Raw genomic sequence first — 18,048 nt, forward strand, 5'->3', positions numbered from 1 at the left:
TCAATCGTTTTTCGTCTAAATTCTTCAGTGTAATGTTTCCGTTTTTGTCCCATGTCACACCTCAACATTATTTCTTTTAGTTTAGCAGGTTCCATTAGAGGTGTGTCCACTTAATAGTCTAAGTCCATATCGAGCCCGATTCGGGTACATTTCGGTCATTTCATTGGATAATCTCCAATGAATGAGCCTGCTCTCCATATTTGGATCCTATTCGTTGGATATTCTCCAACGAGGGGACTCCTCCCCGCTTATCATCTTTAGATTAGGTAGTTATTTTTTCCCTCTCGGCCAGCGATAGGAAATTGCGCAATAGCGCCATCCCGAGCTCGCCGCTCTTTTCCGGATGGAACTGCATGCCGTACACGTTGCCGCGGCCCACGATGGCCGTGACCGGGTGGCCGTAGTCCGTAACGGCCAGCAGGTCTTCCCGACGCTCCGGCAGCACGTGATAGGAATGGACAAAGTATACGTGTCCTTCCTCAAGGCCCGCCAGGAGCGGGCTTTCCGGCTGCAGGAACGCCAGCCGGTTCCAGCCCATGTGCGGCACCTTCAGGCCGCCCGGGGCACCAGCGGCAGCGCCGGCACCGCCGTCCGCACCGCTGCCGCCAAAACGCACCGCCTTGCCCGGCAAAATGCCGAAGCCCTCGTTCCGCCCATGCTCTTCGCTCTCGCTGAAGAGCAGCTGCATGCCGAGGCAAATGCCGAGCAGCGGCACTCCCGCCGCGGCCGCCTGGCGCACCACGGCGTCCAGCCCCGACGCGCGGAGATGCTCCATCGCGTCGCCGAAGGCGCCGACGCCGGGCAGCAGTACGCCGTCGGCGCTCAAGATCGCGTCAGCGTCGCTGGTGACGAGCCCCTCGTAACCGAGCCGCTCGACGGCCTTGCTGACGCTGTGCAAATTGCCCATGCCGTAGTCGACAATTGCGATCGTCACCTACAGCACTCCCTTCGTCGACGGCACGCCCGTCACGCGCGGATCCAGGCTCGTCGCCTCATCAATGGCCCGTCCGAGCGCCTTGAACACCGCTTCGATCATATGATGCGTGTTCTGGCCGTAATGCACGATCACATGCAGCGTGATCCGTGCCTCCAACGCCAGCTTCCAAAGAAACTCGTGTACGAGCTGGACGTCGAAGCTGCCGACCCGGTCGGACGGATACTCCGCGCGGTATTCAAAGTGCGGCCGGTTGCTAACGTCGATGACCACCTGCGCAAGCGCTTCATCCATCGGAATGAATACGCTGGCGTAACGCTTGATGCCCCGCTTGTCGCCGAGCGCTTCGCGGAGGCACTGCCCCAGGCAGATGCCGATATCCTCGACCGTATGATGATCGTCGATATCGATATCTCCATGCGCCTGCACCGAAAGGTCAAAATGCCCATGCTTCGTGAATAAATCCAGCATATGGTTTAAGAACGGCACGTCCGTCGCCAGCTCCGATTGGCCTGTACCATCGACCGCAAATTGCAGCTTGATGTCCGTCTCGTTCGTTTTGCGGCTGATCTCCGCGCGGCGTTCCCGCGCTTCCGAGTTATTGGTTGTCATTGTTCGCCCCCGCCTTTCCTTCTTTAAGCAGCCGGATCCCGATCGCCCGGGCATGGCCTTCCAGGCCTTCCCGCCGCGCAAGCTCCATGATCGTCGCGCCGTTTTGCAGCAGCGCTTGCTTGCTGTAATAAATCAGACTCGATTTTTTAATAAAATCGTCCACATCGACCGGCGACGAAAACCGCGCCGTGCCGTTGGTCGGAATAATATGGTTCGGTCCGGCAAAATAATCGCCCACCGGCTCCGAGCTGTACGGCCCGAGGAAAATCGCTCCGGCGTTCTCGATCAAGCCGAGATAAGCCATCGGTTCCTCCACGATCAGCTCAAAATGCTCCGGCGCCAGCTTATTGATGACCTCGATTCCCGCTTCCACGGAATCGACGAGAATCACTGCGCCGTAATCCCGAACCGAAGCCCCGGCGATGTCCCGGCGCGGCAGCTCCGCCAGCTGGCGCTCAACCTCCGCCTGACACGCCTTCGCAAAAGCCTCGGACGGCGTCACGAGAATCGCCGACGCCATCTCGTCATGCTCGGCCTGGGACAGCAGGTCCGCCGCCACATAGGCGGGATCGGCGCTGTCGTCCGCCAGCACGGCGATCTCGCTCGGTCCGGCGATGCTGTCGATGTCGACCACGCCGTACACCTCGCGCTTCGCCAGCGCGACGTAAATATTGCCCGGTCCGCAGATCTTATCGACCGGCGCAATCGTATCCGTGCCATAGGCCAGCGCCGCTACGGCCTGGGCTCCCCCGACCCGGTAAATTTCGTGCACGCCGGCTTCGGCCGCAGCGACGAGAATATACGGGTCGATGCCCGCTTTCCCGCCGGTCGCCGGCGGCGTGACCATCACGATCTCCGGCACGCCGGCGACTTGTGCCGGAATGACGTTCATCAGCACCGAGGAAGGATACGCTGCTTTGCCGCCCGGTACATACACGCCGACCCGCTTAAGCGGCCGGATGATTTGCCCGAGCAAGCTGCCGTCGGGCTGCAAGTCCATCCAGGAGTTGCGCTTCTGCCGCAAATGAAAGGCGCGAATATTGGCCGCGGCCGCCGAAATGGCTTCAACGAACGACGGCTCCACTTGGCCGTATGCCGCCTGCAATTCCTCTTGCGTAACCCGAAGGCCGTCCGGCTCCAATCGTACGCCGTCAAACTTCTCAGTATAACGCAGCAGCGCGGCATCCCCTTCTTTTTTCACATCCGAAACGATGGCCCGGACCGCTTCATTCTGTTCCGCCGATCCGTATTCGACCTCCCGCCGCAGATCAAACTCCTCCGCTTTCACTATTTTCATCCTGCAGTCCTCCCCGGCTTCCGTCATTGTTAAAATAGCATTCAACCTCTTCGGTTTAGTTTATCTAAAAATTTCTGCGCTTTTCATGATACGTGGATTATGCTTCGCTTCTCAGAGCGATCACCTTCTCCAGCGCATCGCTAACCGCCTGAATTTCGGCGTTCTTCATCCGATAGCTAACCCGGTTGGCCACCAGACGGCTCGTGATTTCAAATATACTCTCCAATTCGACCAGTCCGTTCTCCCGCAGCGTCTGTCCCGTCTCGACCATATCAACAATCCGGTCGGCCAGGCCGATGAGCGGAGCCAGCTCGATGGACCCGTTCAGCTTGATAACCTCCACCTGCTGGCCATGCTCGCGAAAATACTGCGAAGCGACGTTCGGATACTTGGTCGCCACCCGCTGTTGAATCCCCGGCTTCCAGTCCGGCAGCGCGATCACCGACATGCGGCAGCGGGCGATGCCGAGGTCCAGCAATTCGTACACGTCCCGGTTCTCTTCCATCAGCACGTCCTTGCCGACGATACCGATGTCGGCCACGCCATATTCCACATAAGTCGGCACATCGACCGGTTTTGCCAAAATGAACTCCATGCCGATCTCCGGCAATGGAATGACCAGCTTGCGGGACTCATCTACGTCCGTGGGTATCTGTATCCCCGCTTCACGAAACAGGGCCGACGCCTTTTTATATATACGCCCTTTAGGCATCGCAACTTTTATAATCTCGCCCAAAATAGATCAAGCCCTCCTTTCGACCAACTTGCATCAATTGCATGAGCTGCATCATTTCCGCAAACTAACTACACTAGTTACATAAAAACCCTTAGCACTTTAGCATCAGTAATTTCATTAGCGTCATTAACACCGTTAGCCAACAGTAAATCCAATAAGCATTAATTACTCCGTTGCTCCATGCACTCCTGCTTCGGCTACTCCATATTCCACAACTCACCGAACGTAGCTACCTATCATCTCATCGCAATTAACTGGAAAACCTACAGCTAAATCTCCTCTAAGCGGTCAATTTTCATATTTAGATGGAAAACCTACAGTTAATTCGGCCGCCAACCGACCATACTCCGGAAAATCCATGAAATAACTGGACGTTTTCCAGTTAATTTATCTAGCGGAAGAAGGATTAACCGCGGACAGGATAACCGGCCACCCCTAGGTGTGCCACTGCTGCGCCCCAGCAAGCATCGCGTCTTCTCTCGCCCTTCAGTCGCCGCAACCTCAGTCCCGTACTCTCAATCGCCGCTCCGGTAATCGTTACGGCAATCGTTACAGCGAGCGTTTCGGCGATCCTCAATCTATCGGTTCCCTCTAGAAGCTCGTATAAGTCCGGATCTCGCCGTACGCCGGGCCCAGCGGTCCTGAACGAACCTCGCGGGCGATCGTTTCGCCTAGCACATCGGCCGGCCCGTCGACATGGCGCATCACGACGCGGCGCCCTTCGCCGCGCAGCTGCTCCGCTTCGGCGAACGCAAGCTTGCGGTTCGCCGCGTCATATTGCAGCAGCACCGGCAGCTCCGGCTCCACGACGATGCCGTCGACACCGTCGAGAATCCGGTTCGTCTTGAGCGAGAACCCCGTCGCCGGAGCCGGTCGTCCAAACTGCTGCAACAGATTGTCATAGCGTCCGCCGCTGCACACCGGAAAGCCCAGCTCTGCAGCATAGCCTTCGAATGTCATGCCCGTGTAGTAAGAGAAATCGCCGATCATCGTGAGATCGATCATCACTTGCTTGGCTACGCCGTAATCCTCCAGGGCATCCCACACCTCGCTGAGGTGCCGGACCGCATGCTGCGCCAGCGGATTCGCGCTAAGCTCCAGCGCCTGGCGGCAAATTTCTTTCCCGCCGCGCAGCCGGAGGATGCCCTCCAGCTCATCGCGCTGCTCCTCCGATAAAGACAGGCCCGCCAAAGTCTCGCGGTAGCCGACAAAATCCCGTTGAAGGAGACAATCCTTCAACGTTTCACGGACGTCCTCCCGGCCAGGCACCGCTTCTTCCAATAGCCCGTTCAGAAACCCGACATGGCCAAGGGCGATCTTGAAGGACGTGACTCCCGCCGCCTTAAGCGAGGCTACCGCAAGCGCCACGACTTCGGCATCCGCCTCCGGCGAATCGTCCCCTACCAACTCAACACCGGTTTGAAAAAACTCGGCCTCTTTTCCCGCTTCCTCTTCAATGGAACGAAACACGTTGGCATGATAGGACAGCCGTAGCGGAAGCGGCTCCTCTTTCAGCATCGAAGCCACGACCCGGGCGATCGGTGCCGTCATATCCGAACGGAGAACCATCGTGGTTCCCCGGTTATTGAGCAGTTTGAACAGCTTTTGATCGGACGTCGAACTGGCAACGCCCACCGTATCGTAATATTCCATCGTCGGCGTCATAATTTGACGATAGCCCCAACCTGCCATACAATCCAGCACGCTGCGTTCAATGGCCCGCAGCTTCTCTACCGCATGCGGCAAATAATCGCGAACGCCGGCCGGTTTTTCAAAGCCTTTCGGTTTCGACAAACCGTTCACCCCATCCCTATAATGTCTTCCACAAAGGGTCACATTTCAATTTCATTTTCTTTATCATATTAAAGTGCTACCATACTACCAAATTAAAGAATATGGCATATCTTATCATAGATGTTCCGAAATCGTCAACGCATGCCAGCTTAGCTTGTCCTTACGGTGCCAATCGCACCGTAATCCTAGTATAGTAAGAAAAATCCATAATGTCATTGACCGGCTTTCCGCGCCCCAAATCAAAAAACCGGCTTGCTCCCAAGCCGGCTTCCTTCGGTTACATATTCACATTCACGGTTGGGGAGGATCCAGGATCCGGAGCCGGCAGCTTTTTCCTCTTATTCAGCGAATTCGGTACATTTCCAAGGAACCACGAGGCAAACGGAAGCCGTCTGAAACAGAACTGTACAAAGATCCACGACAGAATCAGCGCGCAGACTGACCCGCCGATAATAAAGAAGAAGTAGGCCAGCGAAATCTCTTCTCCCGCCAACCGGTTACGAAACTTACGATAAACCAGCAGCACGATCGGATGAAACAGATAGATGGCAAAGGAGAGCTCGCCCAGACGGGTCAATGCCTTTACCCAAAAGGCCGAGCCCTTGCGATAAACCAGAAAAGCCCCCTTCAGTAGCACCGCCGCGGAGAGCAACAGATGAATGTTCCATACGAGTTCAAAAATATCGGTGCTTGGAAGGTACGCTTTGGTTCTGAATAAAAAGTATAGTTGGACGTCGAGAAAAGCTATGATCAGCCAGCCGCCCCAAAGAGACACCGTCCACGCTTTTTGTACCTTGCTTGAATCTCTCCAGTCCGTTGTCAGCCAGCCTTTGATTTTATCGAAATAAATCGCAGCTACGGCCCCCAACATGTAAAAAGACATGTACGAGGGAGCGAAGCTCCCTTTGTTGGGAAGCTCCAATTGGTATTGGTTCCAGTAGAAGAACCCCCACTGGATAGCCAACCCGGCTGGAAATATCCAAGCCGCCGAAAGCTTGCTTTTGCCCAGAAATTGAACCAGCCAAAGCAGCAGCGGGAAAAGAATGTAAAATTGAATATTGATAAAAATGAAATATAAATGAGTATAGGCGCTACCCGTCAGCAGCTTGATCCCCAAGGAGCCGAATAGCTGGGCCACGGAGTGGTCGAGAAAATCTTTTTGAATCCACATCGCCACCAAGAAATAGCAGATAGACACAAGCAAATACGGCAAGATAATATACGTGAGCCGCTTTTTGTAAAACCGGCTGATTAAGTCACGGCTTACCGGTTTGTCGTAGTAATTATAAAAGAGGACAAAACTGCTTAGAAATATAAACGAACTCGTCCCGATTCTAAAAAAGATGTTCATCCAATTGTAGAAATAAAACGAAGAGGAATCCACCGCTTGCCATCCGGCTGCGTAAGAAGAAGCATGGACTTGAATTACGCTAAATATAGCAAACGCCCGAAACAGATCCAGCTGAGGCAATCTTTCCCTGACTTTCAAACTCACTTCATCAACTCCCAGTATTCATAGGCTCCTGCATGCTAACTACTCTGTGCTGTACAAGACGTAAGTTAATACTTAGTTACCCTATAACCTGCTGAAATGAAGCTGTGAAAATATTGCATTGCCGATAAGCTTTAATTATCCTCCACTACCATCATACCTAGATCTGGAAAATTAGGGAACCCGGATTTTCGATTTTACTTTAAAGCACGATCAGCGTGAAGCCGTCCACCGCTATTTTTAACAGTGGTTCTCTTCATGGAATCCGGAGCTTTCCCAAGAAACCAGGAGGCAAAAGGAAGACGTTTAAAACAAATCCGGACGAACATCCAGGACAGGACAAGCGCGCACAGCGAACCGCCAAGGATATACACCAAATACAGGACCGAATTAGGCGAAAAAGTAACCCGGTGCCGGATGAAACGATATTCCCTAAGGACAATGGGATGAAACAGGTAAATCCCGAAGGAGAGCTCACCCAGGCGGGTCAACGCTTTTACCAAGAAGGGCGAACACTTTCGGTACACCAAAAAGGCTGCCTTCAACAAAACAAGGGCCGACAGAAGCGTATGCACATTCCATACGACCTCAAACCAAAGCGTACTCCAACTGTTCAGCCCCAACCTATATTCATACCATAGCTGTATATGATAGAACGTGACCGCCAGCCAGCTTGCCCACAAAGCGATCGTGCAGATTTTATTCCGAACGGGTTGGCTCCGCCAATCCGCGGTCAGCCATAATTTGATCTTATCGAAATAAATGGCCAGAACGGCCCCGAGCAGATAGTAAGACATGTACGACAATGCATAGCTTCCTTTGTTGGGGAGATGGAGCTGATATTTATTCCAGAAGTAGAATCCCCACTGCAGGGCAAGTCCCGCAGGAAAAATCAGCCCCAACCACCCCCGTTTGCCCCGCATGCATTGCAGCAGCTTGAGCATCAGCGGAAACAAGATATAGAACTGGATATTTATAATAATAAAATATAGATGCGTATATGCCGTACCCGTTAACAATTGGGAGCCGAGCAATTTTAATTGATCCATAATAGGCTTATTCAAGAACCTGTTATTCTGCCAGGCCACCACCACATAATAGCAGCAAGACACCAGAACATATGGGATAATGATGCTTACAAGCCGCTTTTTATAAAATCCCCCGACCAACTTCCGGTCCAACCGTTTTTCGGAATAATTGTAGAACAGCACGAAACTGCTTAGAAAAATGAACGAAGTCGTCCCGATTTTAAAGAACATGTTCATCCAGTTGTAAAAATAGTAAATCGGCGAGGTTAAGGCCTGCTCCGCCGCTGCAGTAGAAGAAGCATGCACCTGAATCACACAGAAGATGGCAAACGCCCGAAACAATTCAAGCTGAGGCAGCCTTTCCTTGATAATTTCCTTCCCCTTTGAACCCACAGTATCACTTCCAGTTATCGAATTCTCTTAAATGCTCACGGCACTAAGATTACTCCTGCAAACTGAATTCGGGCTGAATTCAAGCTGAAAGTTAAGGACCCGCTCAACTCCGTAGTCATAGGATTTGGAGGTTTTTAGCATGCGCTTGAAAAATAAAAAACCGTTCATATCTCTGCAGCGTCTTAATAGTAGGGTACAAAATTTACCGGCCGGTAATCCCGCATCATTGTTGTCATTATGGAAAGGAGTCCGCTAGTGGACGAGAGAGAATGGGCCGCCGCTGCATGCAGAGGGGACGAACAGGCCTTTTACCAATTAATATTTGCGCATAAAAGAAAGCTTTACAGTATAGCTTACAGCTACTTACGAAGCGAATCGGATGCTCTGGACGTCGTCCAGGAAACGGTATGCAAGGCATGGGTTAAATGCCGGCAACTGAAGGATCCCGACGCATTCGTTCCTTGGCTGATACGAATCCTGATCAACCTGTGCATCGATGAGCAGAAGCGGCGGAAACGGGTTCTTCCGCTGTCCTCGCTCTCGTCATCCGAGAACGGCGAAATGATCAGCGTGTACAAGCTGGACCTGGAAATCGCCTTGGAAAGACTAAAGCCCAAGTATCGTCATGTGCTTACGTTGAAATACTATCAGGACATGACGCTTACCGAGATTGCAAAAGTGCTGGACCGCCCCGAAGGGACGATAAAAACCTGGCTTCATCAAGGGCTAAAACAGCTCAGGAACAAAATGACCTGGGGAGGTGAATTGTACTATGGATGAGGTGAAGGAGCGTTACGCCCAATTATTTGAGGAGTTGCGCCAGTCCGAGGAACAAGCAGGCGAAGAGCAATTGAATGCCGCCATCCGCAACGGAATAAAGCGCGGCAAACAAAGACGGCAAAGGGTTACCTTTCTCCGCCGCTCGGGAATCGTTGCAGGTGCGCTTGCCGGATTTCTGCTGCTTTTCGCGGTTTGGCAGCTAGAGCCATCTGTGAAAACAGGAGCCGTCATGGGCAGCTCCGGCAGCAATATTCCGGATTATGTCCAGACTTTGATGACCTCGAATATGAAGCCAGCCGCAGATCATGGTTTGTATCAACCTGTTAATCGGATGGCCGAAAAAGACGGTTACAGGGTGACCGTAGACGGGGTATTGGCCGATAGCCGAAAAATGATCGTGTTCTTTACTACCGAAAACCTGGCGGCAAATGGGTCAAAATCGGACTTGACACCGAAATTGATCGGACCTGACGGCAAGGAAATGATTATGCCGCGTTTTATCTCATCGGGTCAGGCGGTTCATGATGAAAATATCAGTCATAGTTACTATGCCGTCAGTTTCGTTGACGGTTGGTCTACGCCGGACCATTTTACTTTTTCCGGACAAATCAGCAAGGACCTGGATCCGGATGCCAAGCAGACCACCTTGGAAGTCCCCGTACAAATCGATAGCGGCAAGTACGCGGAGATGGAACGGATTGTTCCCATTGACCAATCGGCCACCATCCAAGGGAATAAGATCACGATTGCGGAAATGATCCTTACTCCCTTAACTACTAAAGTACAAATCGAATCCGACTATGCGTCCCGTTACAAAAGTTTAGGGCAGATCAAGAATGTCAAATTGTATCTGGGCGAGACAAAAAAGGATCAATTTCAATATTTTCTAATAAGCAGACATGCTGAGTACAAAATACGAGACGGCAAGGCGAGCCTGTCCGCGCTCCATTTTGACAGCCTGTATTACAGCGATTGGAATGAGGTTACCTTAAGAGGCACAGGATTTTCCGAAACCTCCTATACCGAAAGGGAAGTGGCCATTGATACGGAGAAAAAGCAGATTAAGACATCCGATTCACCCATTCAACTGGAGGATGTCATTCAAGGGAAGAATTCCACGGAAATCCGGCTCCAATATGAGCGGAAAGATTCCGACATTGCTTTCTTTCTTGAATTGCAAAACTATTTTTCCGACAACAACGGTGCTCAATTTTCGATAAAGGACGGATATCCCAATTATTACTCGGACGAATCGACAGTTACGATCTCTTTCTATTTGAAACCCGGGCAATACGCCCAACCGCTTACGTTCACGCTCACTTCCGCCACGGAATCTGATATCAAGCAACCGTTGGAAGTAAACATCAAATTGAAAGAATGATTAAAGAGGCCTATGCGCATTACGCATAGGCCTCTCTTAAATATCAGGGTCAAGTTTTTCGGGCAATACCGTTCATCGGCTCCGCTTTATTCCTCGTCGAATGCTTGGATCGCCGCGGGAAGCACTTGAATAACCGCATTCCCAACCGCGGGCAGACCGACCAGAACGGCGCTGATAATCTCGTCCCGCGAAGCGCCCAGCGATTTGGCATGCTTCACGTGAAAAGGGATCCCGCTCTCCATGCGGGCCGCCGCAAGCACGGCGATATAAGCCAGCTCTTCGGTTTTAGGATCCAGTTTGCTGACTTCCCCCAACTGCCGGGCCGTCTCCGTCCAAATCCGCTGCTGCTCCGGAGCTTCCTTGATGAACGTATGAAACGCGCTGCTGACAAAAGCCATGTCGCTCATTTCAACCACATCTCCTCTAATGGAATAACTGTTTCAACATTCCATTTCGACGCCTCCGTTAGCCATTCCTTCCGGATTCTTCCGTTCCAGAACCCTAAGCGGATTACCGCCCACAAACGTACCTGGAGCCACGTCCTTATGTACCACAGAACCGGCGGCAACCACGGCGCCATCGCCGATAGTAACGCCGGGGAGAATGGTTGAATTGGCGCCTATCAGCACTTCATCGCCGATGACCACCTCGCCAAGCCGATACTCCTTGATCAGGTATTCGTGCGCCAGAATGGTCGTATTATATCCGATGACCGAATTGTGTCCGATCCTGATCAGCTCCGGAAAAAACACGTCCACCATCACCATCAGCCCAAAAGCGGTATGCTCGCCTACCTTCATGCCGAGAATGCGGCGGTATATCCAGTTTTTCACGGACAATACCGGGCAATATCTGCTGATTTGGATGAAAATAAAATTTTTGACCCCCTTCCAGGGGCTCACTGTCCGGTACAACTGCCATAAAGCGTTCGGCCCTTCGACCGGGTAGCGCTTAACCTTTCTCACTTCTCACAGACTCCCATCCCAACACGCCGTATATATCGGTCATGTCCTGCAGGATATAATCCGGATGATATTGACTCAGCACTTCTACGCCCTTCAATGACCAGGCAACCGCGGCTGCCTTTACTCCAGCGGCTTTCGCGGATTGAATATCCGCCGCGCTGTCCCCAACCATAAGCGTACGATTCGGATCGGCGCCAAGTTGGCCGATCGCCTTCAGCACCGGTTCAGGATGCGGCTTTGGATGCTCCACATCTTGAACGGTCACGATCACGTCCATATATTTCTTAAGGCCAAACATGTCCAAGGCACGAAGTGTAGTCGGCCTGATCTTGGTCGTAACTACGCCAAGCGTGATCCCTCGTTCGTGCAACGTGCTGATGACCTCATTAACGCGCGGAAACTCGCGAACCATTGTGTCATGATGCAGATTGTTAAACGTTCTGTAATCCGCGATCAGATTGGCGACATCTTGCCTTCCGGAGAAGGTCTGCATCTGCTGCTCCAGCGTCGTACCCATATGGGGGATGATTTGCTCTCTTGTGTACGACTGCTGAGGAAAATGATTGGCAAGCACATGCATAAATGTATTGATAATTAAATCATTGGTATCGATAATCGTTCCGTCGAGATCAAATAATATCGTGTCGATCATGCAGCAACTGCTCCTTTGTTACTCCTTAGGTCCCTTTGGTTCCGCAGGTTCATTTATATCCAGAGATTCTTCGGATGCTTCAACCTGACGCGCTTGGGTCGCCTCACTTGAAGAAGGACCCGGCTGCTCTTTTGCAGGAGCCGAAGACAAACTCTCCACCTCTGTCACACGCGTCGAGACGATCGGATCGCTGTATCGCGGCAAGTCGCGCACGGTTCTGCGGCGGTAAATAATCAAGGCAATCGCCACGACGAAGAAGAGAATAGCCAGCAATTGCGAAATTCTTACATTGCCATAAGACGGGGCCAAATACCCCTGTTCAAAGCCAAGCCAGGTCATCGGAGTCCAGAGACCATTCACGAAGGAAGCGAGCCACGCAGCACCTTGGAAAGCCAAGCTGTCCGTTCTGACAGCTTCGATAAAGAAACGCCCGATGGCATACCAGATAAAGTAGGAAAGGAACAATTCCCCTGCCCGTAAAAACTTTTGTCTCCGCAAAATGAACAGAATAACCAATCCTGCCAAGTTCCATAAAGATTCATATAGGAATGTCGGGTGATGGAAAGTTCCATTCACATTCATTTGGTTCACAATAAATGAAGGCAAATGCAAATAATCGCTTAAAAAGCTCTCCGTCGTCGGGCCGCCATAAGCTTCCTGATTGACAAAATTGCCCCAACGGCCGATCAATTGGCCGATAATAAGCCCTGGTGCGCAGATGTCAGCAATCCGCCAAAAATTGTACCCTCGTCTGCGCACGAAAATGACCGCACAGATGATGGCGCCTATGAGCGCCCCGTATATGGCAATACCGCCATTCCAGATTTTAAATATGTCAATCAGGTTGTTCTTATAATCGTCCCACATAAAGGCTACATAGTAGATTCTCGCCGCGACAATGGCGGATGGAACCCCTAACAACAGCAAGTCCATGAAAAACTCTTGAGGGATGTTAAACCGTTTCCCTTCCCATATGGCAAGAAGCAAACCCGCTAAAGCACCGGCGCCTAAAATAAGCCCGTACCAATGCACATCCAGACTACCGATCGAAAAAGCGATCGGATTTAATAACAAGGTGCCCATCATTCACGCTCCTAATCCAAATCGTCGATATCTTCCGCAATCGTCTCCGTCAGCTTCGTCGTAAACTGCAGGGCCGCATTGTATCCCATCCGTTTCAACCGGAAGTTCATCGCAGCCACTTCAATGATGACCGCCAGATTTCGTCCGGGACGGACAGGAATCGTAACCAACGGGACATCGGTATCAATAATCCGAGTCGTCTCTTCGTCCAGACCCAGCCTGTCATACTGCTTCTCCTGCTGCCAGGCTTCCAGTCTGACGACCAGGGTGATCCGCTTGTTGTTCCGGATTGCCCCGGCACCGAACAGGGTCATTACATTGATAATACCGACCCCGCGGATTTCAAGCAGATGGCGGATCAGTTCCGGTGCCGAACCGTGCAACTGATTATCCGATGTCTGCCGGATTTCTACCGCATCGTCCGCAATTAAGCGATGGCCGCGTTTAACCAGCTCCAACGCCGTCTCGCTTTTCCCGATGCCGCTGGTGCCCGTGATCAGCATCCCGACGCCGTAAACGTCAACCAGGACACCATGAATGGTGGCCGTAGGGGCCAGCTTCCGTTCCAGAAAGCTGGTGATCCGGCTGGAGAGGATCGTTGTCGCCATGCTGCTGCGTAATACGGGAATATTTCTTTCCGAACTGATATCGATCAATTCCTGCGGAACTTCCCAGGATCTCGTTACGATAATGCATGGCGTTTCGTCGCTGCTGCACAGACGTTTCATCCGGTCCTTACGTTCTTCCAACGGAAGCATCTCATAAAAGGCCAGCTCGGTTTTTCCGAGAATCTGTACGCGTTCAGGCGGATGGTATTCAAAATAACCCGCCATTTCCAGGCCCGGGCGATACAAATCGTCAACGGTAATCACCCGTTTCAGCCCCTGTTCCCCGGAAACAACCTCCAGCCCGAATTGGTTAACCAATTCCGATACTTTTACTTTTTTAGCCATGGTGTTCTTCCTTTCCGAAAGGACCCTCCGCGTTTTGAGTGTAGATCACAGATCCACGCCAGTTCACAGGAATTCGGCCCTCTATCATATGTAAGAAAATTCGTAATCCATACTCTGTCAATGTATTCATCGTAAAGGAAATTCCCCCGTAAATCAATCTTTGATCCCATTACGGGATTTGCGGGGGATTCTTAGGCTGAATTCCTTCTTACTTACGGTTCTGTCATAACCTCACATGTGTAATCCTCCTTCTCATATTATATCCATTTGGAATCCTTAACCTTGACTGTGATCAACGACCAAAAAAATGGAGGCCGCCTCTGCGACCCCCAACTTTTATACTATCTTAAATAAAAACCGCCCCGAAGGGCGGTTTAATGATGATGTCGATTCTTATCGATTAAGAAAAGAATACGTTCAATTCGGTTTCTTTGTCGAAGATATGAATTTTGTTCATATCGATCGCCAATTTCACGTTGTCGCCTTCGCGAGTATTGGAACGTCCGTCAACGCGAGCGATCAGGGAAGAAGTGCTTGCCAGGTACAGCAACATTTCATGACCCAGGTTCTCGGTTACGTCTACGTTTGCAGTAAAGATCGTGTTAGGGGATCCTTCCAGGAAGATTGGCTCTTCATGGATGTCTTCTGGACGTACGCCCATGATTACTTCTTTACCGTTTACGTATCCTTTTTCCTTCAGTGTTACGGCTTTGCCTTGTGGTACTTCTACTTTCGCGAAGTCGGATTGGAAGTAAACCGCTCCGTTTTGTTCAACCAGCGTACCGTTGATAAAGTTCATTGTCGGGGATCCGATAAATCCGGCAACAAAGATGTTTTGCGGTTGGTTGTACAGTTCTTCTGGGGAAGCTGCTTGTTGAATGATACCGTCTTGCATTACTACGATCCGGTCACCCATTGTCATGGCTTCTGTTTGGTCATGCGTTACGTAAATGCAAGTTGTTTCAAGACGTTTAACGAGCTTTGTGATTTCCGCGCGCATTTGACCGCGCAGTTTAGCATCCAAGTTGGAAAGCGGTTCGTCCATGAGGAAGACTTGAGGATCGCGGACAATAGCGCGGCCCAAGGCTACCCGTTGACGTTGACCACCGGAAAGGGCTTTTGGTTTACGATCAAGCAAATGCTCGATATCGAGAATCTTCGCTGCTTCGCGAACGCGTTGGTCGATTTCTTCTTTCTTCACTTTACGCAATTTCAAACCGAACGCCATGTTTTGGTAAACGTTCATGTGCGGATACAAAGCGTAGGATTGGAATACCATCGCGATGTCGCGGTCTTTCGGAGCTACGTCGTTCACGACGCGGTCGCCGATGTACAGTTTACCTTCGGAGATTTCTTCCAGACCTGCGATCATCCGCAGTGTAGTCGATTTACCGCAACCGGAAGGTCCTACCAATACGAGGAACTCCTTATCAGCGATATCAAGATTTACGTCGATTACAGTCGCTTTGTCTGCGCCTGCATATTTCTTATAAATGTGTTCTAAGCGTACGCCTGCCATAGGTTTGGCCTCCCAATAAGTTAAATTTAGATGTTCAATCTAAAAAATGAAATCGGATACAATTCATATTTATATAATACCTATCTGGGCAAAAAACCGCCATACGCAAACTGCACAAAATTGCTAGACCCTTTTTGTCACTTTGTACAATAATAATTCAAGGTTGATCAAAACCGCGTCCCGGAACGTCCGCACATCAAGACCCGTCTCCTGTTTGATCTTATCGATCCGGTACATCAGCGTATTACGGTGGATATAGAGCCTTTTAGCCGTCTCACTGACATTACAGTCCATCTGAAAAAAAGTTTCCAGCGTAGTCAGCATCTCTTCGTCCGCAAAGATTACGTGATGACCGCCCGTCTCCGTAATGAAGCGTTCCCGGTCATCGCCCGGAATGCTACAGATTAACCGCTCCAACTGGAGCTCCCAAGGCAAATGAATGTGCTCGGCAACATGGAACAGATGTCCGATCCGTAAAGTCTCCCTCAGAGTCAAAGCAGCCTGTCCTATATAGTGGTCACCCGTTATCAGTTCATGAACGGCCAGATGGCAACCGCCGCCAGCCCATTCGTTCGAAATCAGCTCATACAAGCCCTGACATAAAGCGGCTAACAAATCCCGTTCATTGTCTGCCCCTTCTTCACTCTCTTCCCGAAGATCCGTCAATAACGCTTCACTCACCAAGATAAGCCAGTCTTCTTTTAAAGGAATCAGCAGCAATTCACCGCCAAAGTAGCTTCGAAGCAGTTTATACAATTTTGAAAAGGCTACGCCTTGTCCGGCCCGGTTCTCCCAACTCACCAAGAGCGGCAGCATCGGAGTCTGCAAACGGGGTTTCAGCGCCAAATTGTCAGGAACCGGAATATTTAATTCCCCTTGCTCCAAACCATGCTCGATCCATTCCCCAAGCTGGACGCTTCGCGATTCTTCATCTTTCTTGGCCGGTAAGGATTTGCTAATTTCTCGGGTCCCGGCAATCAAAAGCTCGATCAATTTGGACTCATTCTCCGTAAACCGTGCCGCATTTCCTTCAAGGACTTGTACCGTGGTTGTGCCCTTTTTACAAAACCAAATAATCCGGTTGTCCAGACGAAAAGTGCCATGATTAATTTTTGCAGCTTGAGCCGTTATGGACTCCCACTGCGAGTTCTCCATCTCCGTCACGGTCAAGGGAATGCCTACGATTTCTTCCACCTGTTGTTTTAGCGAATTGATTTCCATACGGGCTGCCTTTCCATTTCATGAGTTTATGACCATTCTACAGCCATTTTATCATAACCCGTCCGGCAAACGGTAATGCCCCTCTTTTTTTGGACAGGAGCATCTGGCTTTATGGAATTCCCCAATGCACTGCGCTTTGGTTCCGAAACGCAAAAAAGCCGCCAACCGAAGTTGACGACTTTTGAGATGAGCCATGAAGGACTCGAACCTTCGACACCCTGATTAAAAGTCAGGTGCTCTACCAACTGAGCTAATGGCTCATAAAGAATGGTGGAGGCTGATGGATTCGAACCACCGAACTCGTAGAGAGCAGATTTACAGTCTGCCGTGTTTAGCCACTTCACTAAGCCTCCAGGTTATGCTGCATTAAGGCCGAGGCCTTAAGTAACATAAAGTGGCTCGGGACGGAATCGAACCGCCGACACGAGGATTTTCAGTCCTCTGCTCTACCGACTGAGCTACCGAGCCATATGAAATTGGTCAAAAAAATAAAGCGGTTAAGTTGGTAACTTTCCCACTTCTTTGTGGAAATATGCAAGTTGTAAAAAATGGCGGAGCCGACGGGATTCGAACCCGCGGTCTCCTGCGTGACAGGCAGGCATGTTAGGCCTCTACACCACGGCTCCGCATTGGGTAAAGATGGTGCCGTCGAGAGGACTTGAACCCCCAACCTACTGATTACAAGTCAGTTGCTCTACCAATTGAGCTACAACGGCACGGCGTAAAACATATAATGGTGGAGGCTGAGGGGATCGAACCCCCGACCCTCTGCTTGTAAGGCAGATGCTCTCCCAGCTGAGCTAAGCCTCCAGGGTAATATGGTAGCGGCGGAGGGGATCGAACCCCCGACCTCACGGGTATGAACCGTACGCTCTAGCCAGCTGAGCTACACCGCCATATTAAGGATATTAAGCTTGTACAAATGGCGGAGAGAGAGGGATTCGAACCCTCGCACCGCTTACGCAGTCTAACCCCTTAGCAGAGGGTCCCCTTATAGCCACTTGGGTATCTCTCCAAGCCATAAATTCAAGGTGTTAATCCTTGAAAACCGGATACGAAACGTGAATTTGTGTTTTAGATATTGGATAAGCCCTCGACCGATTAGTACCTGTCAGCTCCATACATTGCTGCACTTCCACCTCAGGCCTATCAACCTCGTCGTCTTCAAGGGGTCTTACTAATTGGGAAATCTCATCTTGAGGGGGGCT

At 51.0% G+C, this 18,048-nt stretch carries 17 protein-coding genes, 8 tRNA genes and 1 rRNA gene; 2 read left to right on the top strand and 24 right to left on the bottom strand.

What is annotated here, in order from left to right; all coding sequences use genetic code 11:
- Positions 1-262: 262 nt before the first annotated feature.
- From hisH to ACLB09_RS25710, 8 genes are all read right to left on the bottom strand, one after another.
- Positions 263-934, bottom strand: coding sequence for an imidazole glycerol phosphate synthase subunit HisH (hisH, locus tag ACLB09_RS25675; protein ID WP_410772643.1), 672 nt, complete (start codon positions 932-934; stop codon positions 263-265).
- A complete protein-coding gene (gene hisB, locus ACLB09_RS25680; RefSeq protein WP_410772644.1) occupies positions 935-1,546 on the bottom strand; it encodes an imidazoleglycerol-phosphate dehydratase HisB in 612 nt (203 codons plus the stop codon).
- Complete coding sequence (gene hisD / locus ACLB09_RS25685) at positions 1,533-2,843, bottom strand: histidinol dehydrogenase (RefSeq protein WP_410772645.1); 1,311 nt, start codon at positions 2,841-2,843, stop codon at positions 1,533-1,535. Before hisD ends, hisB begins: the two co-directional genes overlap by 14 nt.
- Before the next feature lie 97 nt (positions 2,844-2,940).
- Positions 2,941-3,579, bottom strand: coding sequence for an ATP phosphoribosyltransferase (gene hisG / locus ACLB09_RS25690; protein ID WP_410772646.1), 639 nt, complete (start codon positions 3,577-3,579; stop codon positions 2,941-2,943).
- A gap of 406 nt (positions 3,580-3,985) precedes the next feature.
- Entirely contained in the window at positions 3,986-4,156 is a 171-nt protein-coding gene (locus ACLB09_RS25695) for a hypothetical protein (RefSeq protein WP_410772647.1), read from the bottom strand.
- Between the two features lie 14 nt (positions 4,157-4,170).
- Entirely contained in the window at positions 4,171-5,373 is a 1,203-nt protein-coding gene (locus ACLB09_RS25700; RefSeq protein ID WP_410772648.1) for an ATP phosphoribosyltransferase regulatory subunit, read from the bottom strand.
- A gap of 277 nt (positions 5,374-5,650) precedes the next feature.
- On the bottom strand, positions 5,651-6,868 hold the full coding sequence (locus ACLB09_RS25705) for an acyltransferase (RefSeq protein ID WP_410772649.1): 1,218 nt from the start codon (positions 6,866-6,868) through the stop codon (positions 5,651-5,653).
- Between the two features lie 194 nt (positions 6,869-7,062).
- Entirely contained in the window at positions 7,063-8,286 is a 1,224-nt protein-coding gene (locus tag ACLB09_RS25710; RefSeq protein ID WP_410772650.1) for an acyltransferase, read from the bottom strand.
- 255 nt (positions 8,287-8,541) lie between these two features.
- Between ACLB09_RS25710 and ACLB09_RS25715 the strand changes: the two genes are divergently transcribed.
- On the top strand, positions 8,542-9,066 hold the full coding sequence (locus ACLB09_RS25715; protein ID WP_410772651.1) for a sigma-70 family RNA polymerase sigma factor: 525 nt from the start codon (positions 8,542-8,544) through the stop codon (positions 9,064-9,066).
- A complete protein-coding gene (locus ACLB09_RS25720) occupies positions 9,059-10,447 on the top strand; it encodes a DUF4179 domain-containing protein (RefSeq protein ID WP_410772652.1) in 1,389 nt (462 codons plus the stop codon). Before ACLB09_RS25715 ends, ACLB09_RS25720 begins: the two co-directional genes overlap by 8 nt.
- Positions 10,448-10,533: 86 nt before the next feature.
- On the opposite strand, the gene ACLB09_RS25725 is transcribed toward ACLB09_RS25720, so the two are convergent.
- The 16 genes from ACLB09_RS25725 to ACLB09_RS25800 form a co-directional block, all read right to left on the bottom strand.
- Positions 10,534-10,854, bottom strand: coding sequence for a carboxymuconolactone decarboxylase family protein (locus tag ACLB09_RS25725; RefSeq protein ID WP_410772653.1), 321 nt, complete (start codon positions 10,852-10,854; stop codon positions 10,534-10,536).
- Between the two features lie 33 nt (positions 10,855-10,887).
- The gene (locus tag ACLB09_RS25730) at positions 10,888-11,412 is read right to left on the bottom strand and encodes an acyltransferase (RefSeq protein WP_410772654.1); all 525 of its coding nucleotides are present in this window, start codon (positions 11,410-11,412) and stop codon (positions 10,888-10,890) included.
- On the bottom strand, positions 11,399-12,064 hold the full coding sequence (gene ppaX, locus ACLB09_RS25735) for a pyrophosphatase PpaX (RefSeq protein WP_410772655.1): 666 nt from the start codon (positions 12,062-12,064) through the stop codon (positions 11,399-11,401). The genes ACLB09_RS25730 and ppaX overlap by 14 nt, the downstream gene beginning before the upstream one ends.
- Before the next feature lie 18 nt (positions 12,065-12,082).
- Positions 12,083-13,147, bottom strand: a complete 1,065-nt coding sequence (gene lgt, locus ACLB09_RS25740; RefSeq protein ID WP_410772656.1) for a prolipoprotein diacylglyceryl transferase — start codon at positions 13,145-13,147, stop codon at positions 12,083-12,085.
- An 11-nt stretch (positions 13,148-13,158) separates the two neighbouring features.
- Positions 13,159-14,100: an HPr(Ser) kinase/phosphatase gene (gene hprK, locus ACLB09_RS25745; protein WP_410772657.1), complete on the bottom strand. Its 942-nt coding sequence runs from the start codon at positions 14,098-14,100 to the stop codon at positions 13,159-13,161.
- A 400-nt stretch (positions 14,101-14,500) separates the two neighbouring features.
- Positions 14,501-15,619, bottom strand: a complete 1,119-nt coding sequence (locus ACLB09_RS25750; RefSeq protein WP_410772658.1) for an ABC transporter ATP-binding protein — start codon at positions 15,617-15,619, stop codon at positions 14,501-14,503.
- A gap of 123 nt (positions 15,620-15,742) precedes the next feature.
- A complete protein-coding gene (locus ACLB09_RS25755) occupies positions 15,743-16,840 on the bottom strand; it encodes a PucR family transcriptional regulator (RefSeq protein WP_410772659.1) in 1,098 nt (365 codons plus the stop codon).
- Positions 16,841-17,027: 187 nt separating this feature from the next.
- Positions 17,028-17,100: transfer RNA gene (locus tag ACLB09_RS25760), tRNA-Lys, on the bottom strand.
- An 8-nt stretch (positions 17,101-17,108) separates the two neighbouring features.
- Positions 17,109-17,193: transfer RNA gene (locus ACLB09_RS25765), tRNA-Tyr, on the bottom strand.
- Positions 17,194-17,235: 42 nt separating this feature from the next.
- Positions 17,236-17,308, bottom strand: a tRNA-Phe gene (locus ACLB09_RS25770).
- 81 nt (positions 17,309-17,389) lie between these two features.
- Positions 17,390-17,466: transfer RNA gene (locus tag ACLB09_RS25775), tRNA-Asp, on the bottom strand.
- 14 nt (positions 17,467-17,480) lie between these two features.
- A tRNA-Thr gene (locus ACLB09_RS25780) sits at positions 17,481-17,556 on the bottom strand.
- A gap of 18 nt (positions 17,557-17,574) precedes the next feature.
- A tRNA-Val gene (locus ACLB09_RS25785) sits at positions 17,575-17,650 on the bottom strand.
- 9 nt (positions 17,651-17,659) lie between these two features.
- Positions 17,660-17,736, bottom strand: a tRNA-Met gene (locus ACLB09_RS25790).
- A 27-nt stretch (positions 17,737-17,763) separates the two neighbouring features.
- Positions 17,764-17,855: transfer RNA gene (locus ACLB09_RS25795), tRNA-Ser, on the bottom strand.
- Positions 17,856-17,921: 66 nt separating this feature from the next.
- A 23S ribosomal RNA gene (locus ACLB09_RS25800) occupies positions 17,922-18,048 on the bottom strand; the annotation flags it as partial.

Origin of the sequence: Fontibacillus forbon, assembly GCF_046559655.1 — a bacterium.
Lineage (GTDB): Bacteria > Bacillota > Bacilli > Paenibacillales > Paenibacillaceae > Fontibacillus.